Annotated in this window: 7 protein-coding genes; 2 read left to right on the top strand and 5 right to left on the bottom strand. The window is 49.9% G+C overall.

The window, feature by feature from the left end:
- Positions 1–132: 132 nt before the first annotated feature.
- A complete protein-coding gene (locus tag ACR9Y8_RS09380) occupies positions 133–888 on the top strand; it encodes a GNAT family N-acetyltransferase (RefSeq protein ID WP_481212995.1) in 756 nt (251 codons plus the stop codon).
- Between the two features lie 75 nt (positions 889–963).
- Positions 964–1,740, top strand: coding sequence for a M57 family metalloprotease (locus ACR9Y8_RS09375; RefSeq protein ID WP_481212994.1), 777 nt, complete (start codon positions 964–966; stop codon positions 1,738–1,740).
- A gap of 65 nt (positions 1,741–1,805) precedes the next feature.
- On the opposite strand, the gene ACR9Y8_RS09370 is transcribed toward ACR9Y8_RS09375, so the two are convergent.
- The 5 genes from ACR9Y8_RS09370 to ACR9Y8_RS09350 form a co-directional block, all read right to left on the bottom strand.
- A complete protein-coding gene (locus ACR9Y8_RS09370) occupies positions 1,806–5,213 on the bottom strand; it encodes a PA14 domain-containing protein (protein WP_481212993.1) in 3,408 nt (1,135 codons plus the stop codon).
- A gap of 156 nt (positions 5,214–5,369) precedes the next feature.
- The gene (locus tag ACR9Y8_RS09365) at positions 5,370–7,814 is read right to left on the bottom strand and encodes a glutaminase family protein (RefSeq protein WP_481212992.1); all 2,445 of its coding nucleotides are present in this window, start codon (positions 7,812–7,814) and stop codon (positions 5,370–5,372) included.
- A gap of 103 nt (positions 7,815–7,917) precedes the next feature.
- Complete coding sequence (locus ACR9Y8_RS09360) at positions 7,918–8,592, bottom strand: DUF3823 domain-containing protein (protein ID WP_481212991.1); 675 nt, start codon at positions 8,590–8,592, stop codon at positions 7,918–7,920.
- 58 nt (positions 8,593–8,650) lie between these two features.
- Entirely contained in the window at positions 8,651–10,546 is a 1,896-nt protein-coding gene (locus ACR9Y8_RS09355; protein ID WP_481212990.1) for a RagB/SusD family nutrient uptake outer membrane protein, read from the bottom strand.
- Between the two features lie 26 nt (positions 10,547–10,572).
- Positions 10,573–13,677: a SusC/RagA family TonB-linked outer membrane protein gene (locus ACR9Y8_RS09350; protein WP_481212989.1), complete on the bottom strand. Its 3,105-nt coding sequence runs from the start codon at positions 13,675–13,677 to the stop codon at positions 10,573–10,575.
- Between the last annotated feature and the right edge of the window lie 11 nt (positions 13,678–13,688).

Here is a 13,688-nt window from a genome sequence, read left to right as displayed (position 1 = left end):
CGGTCAAATTCATCGAAGGCGCGGATAAAACGTTCAAAAAAGCCCTGTTTTTAACTGGTTTAGGGTACAAAAGGGTTAATTTGGCGAACAAAGGTGTAAAATTATATCTGATTTTAATTGTAATTTTTCACCATGAAAAGCAGCCGGGACAACTATACCATCCATGCCAACATCGAGAACCTCACCGCTCTCTGGAAACAGGCAAGCATGCCATTTAACGGTTGTGTTGAAAAGGAAGAATTCAGCTATGCGGAAGTGCCGCATTCTGAATGGCCCAATCGCATTTGGTTTAATGAGGATATTACCGAAGCGCTGATCGCAACCGCTGCTAAAAGCATTGCAGACAAGTCTACTGTATTTACACTACCTTATTGGGATATTTATAATAGCAATTCTTTTGAGCTGCTCAACGCATTAGGATTTCAAAAGAAAACTGAACAGGTAGGTATGTCCTTAAAACTGCATCAGCCTTTTCAACAAACAATCCATCTCGAGCACAAAAGAGTTACAGATGCTATTAGCGCTAAGCTGTGGTCTGATCTGTTTAAGCAGGCTTTCGGATATTACATCAATGAAGAAATATTGATGCGAACCTACAAGGAAATCGAATATTACATAGCTTATTACGAATCACAGCCGATAGGTACTGCCATCCTCTATAACACAGGAAATATTTCCGGCATTCATTCCGTAGGTGTGATCCCCGACATGCGGCGGAAAGGTTTTGCAGATGATATGATGGCCTTCATTCTCAACAGGGCTGTTGCATCGCATGCTGCATACGCTACGCTGCAGGCTTCTGCCATGGGGAAAGGCTTATACTTAAAGCTAGGTTTTAAAGAAGAGTTCATCATCAGAAATTACTTCTTTAAGTACAACATAACGTAAAGCGGACACACTGCATCCATACTACACTTGATAAGTTTTATCTTTATTCCATTGTTTAACTCAAAATCTGTTACTATGATGCACCCTAAGAAAACCCACATCTATTCCACGATTTTAGCATTGTTCGTTATTCTCTTCTCCGCTTGTTCTCAAAAGGACAAAGAACTAAAAGACGCCGCTCCGGCTGACAACACCGCCGAGATGACCAGCTATCTCGTTAGCCAGGGATTTGATGCACAAAAGATAGTGTATGAAAAAGACAGGGTAGTGGTTGAAAGCGATATCATCATGACCATCCCTGAACTTCAGGCCCGTGTAGCCCAGTGGAAGAAAGACGGTGCTCCTGGTCCGCAAACAGAACAGCGGAGGAACACCTACATTGTTAGCAATACGTATAACACCAATGTAAGGTTCTATATTGAGCCTGCTGTACCTGCTGCCTGGAGAACCGCTATACAGGGCGCTGTAAATAACTGGAATGCGGTAAACGGCACCCGCCTGGGGATGTCTATCATCACCAGCCCTTCCGGTGTTTATACCAGGATCTTCATGGGCTTTGAAAGCGCCAACTGGATCGCCAGGGCCTACCTGCCCGCTTCCAACGGCCGTCCCGGCGTTAGTGTTGAGATCAACTCTAACTACAACAGCCTGCCTGCCAGCCAGAAACTGTTCGCCATTACGCACGAGTTTGGCCACACCATCGGTTTCCATCACACCAACCAGACCAGCGGTATCTACATACCCGGAACACCTACCGTTGATGCTAATTCTGTAATGAACTCATTTGTGCTCAACTGGGCGGGATTTACTGCCGGCGATGTGCTGGCAACACAAATTCTGTATCCCCAATAATAGGTATAGCAATAAAACAAAAGGGCGTCCCTGGAAAGAGACGCCCTTTTTTTGTGTCAATCCTTTTACCCTTTAAACAAACGTTTCGTTGTTCTTACGCCATTTACATCAATCTGTATAAAGTATAAACCATCTTTCAAACTGGAAATATTCACCGGTTCATCATACCGGATCACTCTTGCGGGCAGTGCCAGCTGCCCCGATGCATTATAGATCGTGATCTTTGCCTGTTTTCCGCCGAATTTAAGGCGGATATTCCCCGCGGAGGGGTTAGGGTACAATACTACATGATCTTCTGTTGCAGGGGTTTCTTTTAAAGAAACAGCAGTACGGGCATTGGCGGCCGCAGGCGTTGCATACAACTGGTTTCTGGGGATGATCTCTTTGGGCTGTGATGCGCTGGACCAGCGGAGGCGTGCGTTGGCGCCGCCGTAGTCTTCGAAGTATTCTACTTTAATATCGTACAGCTGGCCCGCCGTGAGCGTAATAGTGCCGGAGTAGTCAATGTCCCAGTCATTGATCCATTTGTCGATCACCAGCTGGTTATTGATCCAGAGCCTTCTGCCGTTATCGCTGGTCATGTAGAAGGTGTATTCGCCGGAATAGCGGGGCTCTATCTTGCCTGTCCAGCGGATGGAATAATGATCATTGGTGATGCCGCCGCCAGGTGATCCTTCGCCCCAGTCAACATCAATATTGGGATCTATCCGGGTAAATTTCAGTGTATCGAAATTCATGCCGTTATAATATTCAGCATTGAGGCCGTTGCCATTGCCAACAGGAGGAAGGGCAGTGAGCAGCCATTGTGCGGATGGCTGGGCAGTATCGGTACGCAGCACTACAGCGGCTTCGGGCGCTGTGCTCTCGTCGCGGACGGAGAGCACTTTTCCGCTAAGCACCGACACGAATTTATAATAACCATTGCCGGCTGGCAAGGCGATGAACTGCTGGTTGGATGCTGCGGAGGCGGTCCATTGCCAGATGCGGGCATTTTCACCCGTGTCTGATTGCGCTACATCCAGTGATTTGGCGCTATGATAGGCGGTAATGGTATAACACCCCTGCCCCAGGTGTTTCAGGTTGAAGGTTTGATTGGCGGCATTGGTGCCGTGCCAGAGTTGTATGTTAACGCCGTCTCCTAATCCCCCAAGGCCTCCGCGTACATCGAGGAAGAGATTACTGTTTACATTCTTTATCGTGTAGGTACCTGCCAGGTTTGTAACACCGTTGGCCAGTACTTTAACGGAGCTGGCCTTGTCGTTCCAGCTGTGCAGGTTTAAACTGTTGGCGCTTAGCACAATGGAGTCGCCCTGGAAATTGTCGTTGGCATAGAGGATCACTTTATAGCCTTCGGCGATTTTCAGGGAAGAGATCTCATTGTTGTTAATGCCTTTCTGCTGCAAACCGGATAGGGTGTAATTGCCGATAGGCAGTCCGGCAGAGAACCCGCCATAGTTGGGATGCTCATAGGCAGTAACAGCGCCTGCAGTGGAAGCCGGTCTGCTATAGAGCTGTGCCCTGGGGATCACCTGCCGCATTTGAGACGCACTTTGCCATTCCAGGCGGCAGCGCGCATTACCGGCGCCCTCGGAGTATTTCAGCTCGATATTGTATTTCGTTCCGGCAGTAAGCGTGATGGTGCCGCTGCGCGTATGCGCGCCTTGCGGGTTGGGATCGATGATCAAGGGCTGTCCGTTCACTTTCAGTATTACTCCATCATCCGCAGTAACATAGAACGTGTATTGTTCTGAATACAAAGGCTGTACCTGACCGGACCATTTTACGGAGAACTGGTCAACACCCAGCAATGCGGTATTGGGAGAGCCGGCGCCCCAGTCAAAGTCTACCGTGGGGTCTGTTTGCCTGTATTTAAAAATGTTGTGATGATAACCATCGTAGTACTCGGCTTTTAAGCCGTTGCCAGTGCCAACGGGGATATTTTTCAGGTTCTTCCTGATCAGCCATACAAATTCATCGGGCGCTACTACGCGTACATTGGGGCCTAAGCGATTGATGCAGTCTATTACATCGTTCACGCTTCTTGACCACACGTGTACGGATATTAAACTGTAACCGTCTTCAGAATGAATGTTGGTGGATGCCTGGTTCAGTTTCGCGGCCAGTGATTCAGGAGAGGATAAGGTGCCCCACAGCGTATATCTGCCACCGATAGAAGGCTTGTCTTTATACCAGTCTATCTTTCCCTGGCGGCCGGTATAATTAGCGCCGTAGCTGTAATAGAACAGCGCGTCGATGTTGTCTTGTTTCAGGTAAGCGCTGGGATCGTTATCGCTGTCGTCTGCATCGATGATGTTGACGATGCGCAGGTCAGCCTGTTTCATATAACGGCTCAACAACATGTTGGCAGTATCCAGGTCTGCATCGGGATAGCGGCCGGGCAGATAGTAGCCTCTGCCGGAGGGGCCTGCTATCAGCACATTACGGCCATCGGGCGTGGTAAGGCAATTGTCTACATATTTTTCGTACAGCACGGGCGCCAGTTCAGACAGGGAAGGAGAGATGGTCCAGCCCAGGTTTACACGGCCACGGTTAGGATTGTTCCAGTTATTCATGTTGTCGAGAGAGCCCAGCAGCCATTGTACATTATCGCCGTCAGTTATCACAAAGCAGACCGTGTGCACGTTGGGCACTACCTCGAAAGGCTTTACGGGATCTTTCTGGCGGAAAACATCTTTGGTAGCGGGGATGTTGGTAAGGGCCGACATATTAGCCGCCCAGTCGGAAGGGATGATCATCCCTGATCTCAATGAGAGCTGTTCTACCGTGCCGTATTCCTGCGGGCCCCAGCCAAAGAAAGTGGCGCCCTTGTTCATACGGTTGTACACACTGGTGGCCAGTGGACCGGTGTGCGAATCATCCCAGAACTGGAATGCTTTTGTGTAAGTGCTGTAGTCTGCCAGGAAGCCAACACGATCATCGGAGCTTTGCTGATAGGAAGCGATGCTGCGGCTGAAGGCGCTATCGTAATTGGTCAGGGCCCAGGTTTCGTTCTTGTCGCGTACGTCGAGCAGACGGGTAAGGCCAGCATTGATGGCGCTTTGTTCAATATCCGCGGGAATAGCCACTGCATTCATGATACCGGCCAGTGAGATGGCCACGTTGGTAGAATGATCTTTGGCATTGCAGAGAATGTAGCCGGAGAGCCGGTTCGCGAAATGTGCCAGCAGTCCGGGAAAGTTAGTGTAATAAGTATCGTCGATGCTGACACCGGCTTTTTCTACCAGGCCCCGGTGGCCGGAAAGGTCTCTTAGGATCTCCGGTTTTACGCGGGCGATGACACCCATCAGGGTCTGCAAGGTTACCTTTTCTGAAGGTGAGTAATTTTCAGAAGTAAGGTACAAACGGTCAGGCACAGCGGAGAGCGGGTAAGGGCTTCCCTGTACCCTGGAGGGTGTTCTTTGGGCTTGTACCAGTAAAGGGAAAAGAGCAATAAAGATTAGAAATGGTTTCATAAGGGGAGTTTGAGGGTTTAAAAAAGTTTGAGGTTTGAAGTTGGAGGTTTGAGGTTCGTTAGCCGTTACAGGTTGACAACAAGTATCTGGCCTGCAACATTATTCCGAACATTCAACATTCAACAAACTTCAAACCTCAAACCTCAAACTTCAACCTTATTGTGCAAATTTCTTCTCAAGCAGCTTAATGAAATAACCACCCACCACACTACGTGCCTGGAAGCCTACCATCTTACCATCAGGTGTTTCATGCCAGTCGCTCAGGGGCACCCTGGAAGGTGTTTCCATCGCATACTTGTATACCGGTTTTACCAGTGCGTCAAAATCATTGCGGTTGTCTGCCAGCACGGAGGTCCACAGGATCCAGTCTGATTTCGTGTAGCTGCGGCGGCTGTCTAAAGGCAATCCGTATGTGTTTTGTTTGGTGAGATAGTAGTTCACTTCTTTCTTATACACATCTGAAGGGAAGAGGTGGAGCCCCAAAAGCTTATCCCATACGAGGTTGTATTTCTGGCTCCAGGTGCCTTTGCCTTCAAAGGTGAGCGCGTAGTGATCGCCATCAGCGGCCAGCTGCATCCATTTCTGCACCATGCCTTTTGCCAGCTCATTGTATTTATCAGCAGTGGCCTGCTCGGTCAGCTGTTTGGCCATGGCCGCATAGCATCCCAGCGCTACAATAGCTTTTACAGAGAGGTTGGCATTCCTGGCCAGGTGACCGGCAAAGTCGTCGGTGCAGAGCTGGTTGGCAGGATCGAAACCTTCTCTTGCCAGGTATTCAGACCAGGTAGTAAGTGTTTTCCAATGTTTGCGCGCGTAGTCTGCATTGCCTTCTGCCTTTACGATAGCGGCGGTCAGGATGATCATGTTGCCGCATTCTTCTACAGGCATATCTTCTCCGTAGGTTTGTCCGTTCGCGAGGGGATAAGTGCCCAGGTCGTGCGCGGCGAAGGGTTTGGTCCATTTGCCGGATTCGCTGTAGTAGAAGATGCCGTTCAGCATGCCTTTCAACAGCTCAGGATTGTAGAGCAAATACAGCGGCGCAGAAGGATAAGTAACATCTACGGTGTTGATAGAACCGTTGCTGAAGTTCTCTTTAGAGAGGAACAGCGTTTCTCCCTGCGGGCTCTTTAACAGCTTGTGCGCGGCGATGCTCTGGCGGTAAGCCAGTTCGCAGAGCTGTGCGTATTCTTCGCCGCCTGCTTCCTGTGCGGTGTTATATAATTTTTCGTTGAATGCTTTGCATTGCTCCAGGATGCTGGTGTAGTCTTTAGCAGCGGCAGCCAGCTGATCTTCGATAGTACCGCCTTTTTCTTTCCACCAGGCTTTCAGGTTCTCTTTGAAGAACTGTACGCAGTACAGGTCATCATATCCTACCAGGATAAGCTGCTCTTTGGCGGTAGCGCCTACTTTACCCATTGCTACAACGGTGTTCAGCACCAGGTGCTTGCCGGTGGTGAGCGATACTTTGGCAGGCGGAAACACTTTCGTGAAGGGGGTGGCGGCAGTAACGGTCTGTGTTACATTACTTGCTGCCGGAACTGCCACGTACATATATCCCCAGTCTATGCGGAGGTTATCTCCTTTTTTCTGCAGCACCGGTTGGGCAGTGGTACCTGCTTTCAGGATAGAAAGCCCTTTTGCGGCGTATTGCTGCGCTTTGACTTCCTGTGCAGGGGTATTTACGGCAATGTCTGTAGACGCGCCAAAATACAGCTGTACGTCGTGCTGTGCGCCATCATTTGCCTTTACTGCTACGTTCACGTAAGATACCGGTCTGGATACCAGCTCCGGGTTGTCCAGCAGCAGGGGGGAGGTGAATGTAAGGTTCAGGTCTGTTTTACCGCATGTCAGCTCATATATGGTTTGGGTAGCGTTGATAGTCACTTTTTTCTGTTGGGCTACCTGTACGGACGGACCGGGAGCCGGTGCTGGTTCTTCTACGATACCGGCATCCAGCCAGGCGCCGCCGCCAGTATTCACAACATGTACGGCGAGCACGTTCTTTCCTTTCTTCAGGGCTTTGCGGATCTTTTCGTCCAGTGCCAGGTATTTAAACTGGCCGGCAACGCCTTTGTGCGAATAGATATTTTCGCCGTTCAGGAAAACTTCTATGTCATCATCGTGCTGCACTTTCAGGAACAGCTTGTTGAAGTTGGCCTGGTTGAGGGTGAAGGTTCTCCTGGTCCAGATGTCCCTGCTCAGCCATTGTGTTTTCACCATTCCGGCGTTGTCGCCGAACGGGGCTTGTCCTTTTTTCCATTGATGGTCGTTAAAGGCAGGATCTGTCCAGTTATCTGCAGGTGCTGTTTCAGTGTAGGCTGCTTCGTAGTTTACCTCATCGGCTGCAGGTACTACGGTTTTGTAATACTTCTCTTCGTTCCCGAGGAAACGGTACAAGGTTCCATCCACTTTCAGTATACCGACGATAGATTGATCGGCGCCGGTCCAGTGTTTGGTGGGTGTTGCCGTCAGCTCGTCGCTGGTAGACCAGATACTGAAATAGGGATCATGTGTGATGAGTGGATAGGCAGGCGCCTGTCTTTGTGCATAGCTCCATTGACTGATAAATAATAAGATCGCAAAAACGCATTTTCTTCTCATGAACACTTATTTATAGTTTAAATTAATCCAATTTAGGTTGCAGGTGCGCCTGTATTTTGATGGGTGAGCGAAACAATGTATGAAAGGCCGGACTCTTGTTATGCTACAGAGATACTTTTACGATAGGTGAGAATAACCTGTCTTCCACCCCTGCTATTTTCAGACCGATACGGGCATACACATAAGGTTGTGCCGGTACGAGGGCCGGGATAGTGAGCTGCAGGGTGACATTATTCGGATCGGTAATGTCTGCTCCACCCAGCGAGGCAGTTGCGATATTGTTCGAGCTGGCGCCGGATACAAATGTTGTTTTATTGATGTAAAGATTCACTTCGTCAATGTTCCTCGCGGATGCATCTGTGATCACTTTATCGATCTTAAACGTAGCGGTCAGCTTGCCGCCGGAGGCGGTGAAGTTGGGCTGGCGTATCATGTAATAAGGTGTTACCTCGAGGTCAAGATTACTACTGCCCTGTACGTTAATAGTCACGCTGTCTGGCGCACCGCTGGCTGTTTTTCTCCATACAAAAGGCCCCTGGCCGTTGGGTATGATGAACTTGTATTCGCCGTTGAACAGTTTCTGGGAATAACCTCCTTCCTGGGTCAGGAAATCTTCAATAGGCCCTGTTTTGCCGAAGCCGTATTGATACAGCTGGTAGGATACCTGGGCGTACTCGACACCGATAGGCTCGCCTTTGTATACGATGCGGCCTTTTATGTCTGCAGCCGGTGGATCATAGTTGTCTTTTTTGCAGGCGCCTGCTGTTGCAGCAAGCATCAGTAATATTATATAGTGACGTTTAAAATTCATGGTGATTAGTTCTAACTGTTAACAATTACTGGTTAGGCTGTTTTACGATCTTCGGGTTGTTTGCCCGGGTGTTGTCGTCAATGAAAGAGTAGTAGTTACCCAATCTGAAACGGTTAGCTTGTGTTACCAATGAGGGCAATACTATTTTGAACACCCATTTACCGTTATTGGGACTGGCGGGGTTGTAATATTTGTAAGGCCAGAGCCCGTAGGGTTGTGTGCTGTGTTTAGTAGCTTTACCGATGTTGCTGGTAAGGTCTGCTTCGTTCATCCGGGCGCCATCCCACACGATGTGCGCCAGTCTCCAGCGTTTCATATCAAAGAGGATATGTCCTTCAAAGGAAAGTTCTACGCGGCGTTCATGCACGATCCTGTCGAAGGTGATGTCTGCCGGGGAGAGTGGAGTGGTGAGGCCTGCGCGGGCGCGTACCTGGTTCATGTATGTGGCTGCAACTGCAGTCTGGCCCAGTTCAAAAGCTGCTTCGGCAGCATTGAGCAGTACCTCTGCATAGCGGTAACGGATAAACGGTACTTCGCTGTTGGTGCCGCGGGAACCAGCGCCGGGAACCGGATCCTGGTATTTGCGGATGTAAAAGCCTGTTTGTGCAGTGAACTCTTTGCCGTTAATTGGCCCATCGAAACCAACTACCTGCACATCTACATTGGTACCGGGCAGTTTTTTCTGTGCGCCGCGGTCGTCACCTGTAACAATGCTGCCGTCCGCCAGCTGATAACCCGCCCATATATCAACCTTACGTGTTCTGAAGACAGTACCGGGCAGGATCACTGTACCGGCTAAGCGGGCATCTCTGCCTGCGAAGATGTCTGTCACGTTGTTGTAATAGATCGGGTTACCACCGGCGTCTGTAACTGGCAGGGGCGCGAAGGTGTTGTCCAGCTTCTCAAAAGCTTCAACAAGGTTCAGGGAAGGATTAAGTCTTCCGCCTTCTTCTTCCTCAGCGCCATAACGTGGCTGATTGGATACGGTAAAGCCATGCACCTTACCGCTTCTTAATTTAAAATCTTCTACCCATATAGATTCCGGGTTGCCGCTTTTATCGTAAAAGATGCTGGCGAAGTTTTCCGCCAGGTCGGGCTTCCTGTTGTAGAGCGAATAGGAGCCGGCTTTTCCATCGATGATATCTTTGGCGGCGGCTAATGCTCTGGTATAATAAGCGTTTGCTTTTGCGGCGGGAATGCCTACTTCTTCACCCGGCAGGCTTACCTGCGGCGTATTGGCGCCATACTTTGCTATTGAGCCGGCGTATAAGGCGGCTCTTGCTTCTACCGCCAGTGCGGCGGCCATCGTGGCGCGGCCCTTTTCATTGGGATCTACAGGCAGATTGGCCTTAACAGCTTCCATTTCGCTGATCACAAAATCGTACATCTCGGCTTCTTTTGAACGCGGGAATTGCAGTGGAGCGGGATCTTCGCCGAAGTTATATACCATTGATTTCAGGATCAGTGGTACGCCGCCCATCCTTTTCGTCATTTCAAAATAGTGGGCAGCCCGCAGGAAACGCGCTTCTGCCAGGAACCGGGCCTTGGTTTCTTCATTCAGGGTGGTGGCTGCAGTGCACCTTTCAATAAAGAGGTTCACATCGCGCACATAGTTATAGTCCCACATACCCCATTCGCCAAAGTTCCAACTGTCGCGTTGTACGAAAAACTTTGAATCATTATTGGAAGGAAAGGTTTCGCTGAAGTCGGCAAAGGAGGCCCATCCATTATCAAGGCCGCTGATGTCCCATTGCCTGTCATAAAGATCGGCCAGTACGGATAAGGCCTGGTTAGGATCTTTAAAGGCCTGTTCGATGGTAAGCAGTGAGCTGGGCTGTACGTTCAGGAACTCGCTGTCGCTTTTACAAGCGGCGGAGCCCAGCATCAGAGAGAATAGTATATGCGGAAGATATTTTTTCATCTTGGTCATTTAATATGGTCCGTTAATTAGAAAGAGAGATTCATACCTATGTTGAACACCTGGCTTTGCGGGAACTGTAAGCCGTTATCGTCATTAATCTCAGGATCTATATCGTAAGGTTTCAGGTTATCAAATGCAAACAGGTTATATGCGTTCACATAAAAACGGGCCTTCTGCATTTTTACCGCTTTGAGAATATGAACTGGCACAGAGTAACCCAGCTCAATGGTCCTTGCACGCAGGTAGGTTACGTTATGGGCCCAGAAATCAGAGTTGTAGTAGTTGCTGTGCTCACCGTTATTAAAGCGCAGGGCCGGGTATTTGCCAGGGATCCAGGCGCTGTTGGGATCGCGCATATCGGCACGGTGCCAACGGTCCAGGAAGATGGTGTTCAGGTTACCATCGTTCTGGAAGGGCCATCTTGTTTCATAGTTCTGGAACCAGGTATAGCCGGAAGCGCCTGAGAAGTCTGCACGGAAATCAAAACCAGCATAGGCCAGGGCAAAGTTGAAACCGAAGTTGATATTGGGCTGTGTGCCTGCGCCAAGGCCGATGGGCCGTTCGTCATAGAAGTTGATGATACCGTCTCCGTTCTGATCTTTATAAATGATATCGCCGGGCAGCAGCGTGCTGTTACCTTTGCCGTCGATATTTACAGGATAGGCATTGATCTGTTCCTGCGAAGTGAACTGACCCATGGATTCGTATCCCCAGTTGATCTTGGTGAACCGGCCTTCCATCGAGTTGCGGTAGTGATCCCATGAGTTAAAGAACATAGGCTTGTAAGATTCGAGGAACTTCTGACGGGAGTAGGCGAAGTTACCGCCCACGGTGAAGTTGATCTTGCCGATCTTACCATTATAGTTGAGCATAAGGTCTTCGCCATACTGGGCATCGCTGTTGATGTTTTCATCCGGCAGCGTATAACCGATCTCAGAGGGTACCAGCACGTCTGATTTGCGGCCGCGCAATCCGGTACGTTTGCGGTAGAAGTAATCCACAGAACCGGTGATCTTGCCGTTCAATACACTGAAATCCGTACCTACGTCGAACATCCGGCTCTTTAACCAGCTGATGTTGGTAATGGGAACGCCCCTGTCTCTTGAGCCTACCACGGTTTGTCCGCCGAGGATGGCAATGCTGGTGTTATAGCTATAGCCTGTCAGGTAAGCGTAGGCGGGCAGACCCAGCTGGGTACCGTCATCACCCATGATACCGTAGCTGGCCCTGAGTTTCAGATCGCTCAATACGTTGGTATTGCCGACGATGTACTTCATGAATTTTTCTTCGGAGATCCTCCATCCAGCAGAAACGGAAGGGAAGTAACCTACCCGCTTATTGGGAGCGAAGATGTAGGAAGCATCGCGGCGGGCCGCTACTTCCAGGAAGTATTTATCGTCATAGCTATAGTTCAGGCGCCCGATATAGCCGATACGTGCTTCGATGTCATCACTATCGTCATACCGGTCTGCGGTGCTGATGTAGATCAGTGGTAGCTCATTAGTGGTAGGCACTGAGTGGATCCAGTTGCGGAGGCGCTGGTTCTTGATCCTTTCGTTCACCAGTGTAGCGCCAATGGTGTGCAGGCCAAAGGTGTTGGAATAGTTCAGCTGTACCTGCTGGCTGATGTTGATCTGTTTGATCTGCTCACGTTCCCTCCAGGGGTTAGTGCTTCCGCCGGTGGGTTTATAAAAATCGTTCTCCGGCTCGTACGTATATGTAACGTAAGTATACTCGTGGTTATTAAGCAGGTGATCTGCGATGTAGTAAGAATAGATACCGCTCAGGGTAAGGCCCTTGATACCGGGTACCTGGTACTCACCGCTGAAGTTGGCCTGCAGCACGCGCCAGTCGCTCCTGTATTTACCGGAGTAAGTTTTATTCAGGTAGGCCCAGTTGGTCTCGTTATGTTTGATATCGTTCAGGTAATTCGGATTGTCGTTGGCGTATGGCCTTTCCAGCGGGGTATTCCGCAGGATGGCAAAGCGGGCCAGCCAGTAGTCGTCTCCATAAGGTACGCCGGGGTTGTCCCTTGTTTCTATGCGGCCGTTGAGCATCACACCTACTTTTAAGCGGTCGGTCACCTTTGCAGTTACGTTAGACTGCATGTTGGTGCGCTTGAAAAGGAATTCCCTGCCCAGTACAGAGTTCTGGTACAGGTGCGTGCCCGAGAGGTAATAGTTGATGCGGTCAGATCCGCCGGAAACATTGATGTTGGCAGAACGGATAGGCGCGTTCTTTTTGATGATGAAGTTTTTCCAGTCGAAGCTCTGGTAGCCGCGTTCTGTACCGGCTTTGTACTTTTCCAGTTCAGCGTCGGTAATGGTAGTACTGCCGTTGCGGTTGATCTCCGCTTCTGCGCGGTACTTCATATAATCGTATGAATTGGTCAGTACATCCGGGAAGCGGGTGAAGTTCTGGATCCCGGTATAGGCGTCCAGGTTAATAGTGTTGCGGGCGCCTAATTTTCCTTTCTTAGTGGTCACCACTACCACACCGTTGGCCGCACGCACACCGTAAATAGCGGCAGAGGCGTCTTTCAGCACGGTGATGCTTTCAATATCGTTGGGCGCCAGGTTATTGAACTGACCAGCATCCTGCTGGATACCATCTATTACATAGAGGGGATTACCCAGGTTACGGATCTGGATGTTGGCGCTGGCGCCAGGGCGTCCGTCGGGCATGCGGAAGGAAACACCAGCCAGTTTACCGGCCAGCGTGCTGCTCACCGTGGAGGCGCCATGCACACGGCTGATATCATCCGCAGTAACGGCCGCGATAGCGCCGGTCACCGATCCTTTACGTTTGGTGCCGTAGCCCACTACGATCACCTCCCCGAGGTCGGTTTTGTCGTTCAGGAGGCGCACCGAAAGGGAGCTGCGTCCTGAAACATTTACTTCCTGTGGAATAAAACCTATAAAGCTAAAGAGCAGCACGGCATTTTCGCTGCTTACAGACAAGGTATAAGTTCCGTCCGGCGAACTTAAAGTGGCATTTTTGGTACCCTTTTCCTGGATGGTTACTCCCGGTATCCCTACGCCGGAGCTGTCTCCTACAGTACCTTTGACTACAAATTTGGAACTTTGTGCGGTAGCGGAATGATAACAGGTAATCAGGAAAAGGATCAGCATAAAGGCAATAG

It is taken from the genome of Chitinophaga sp. SVR4-12A, from assembly GCF_056754765.1.
The sequence above is the reverse complement of the archived record's forward strand: the minus strand, read 5'-3'. Positions and strand labels throughout refer to the sequence as shown.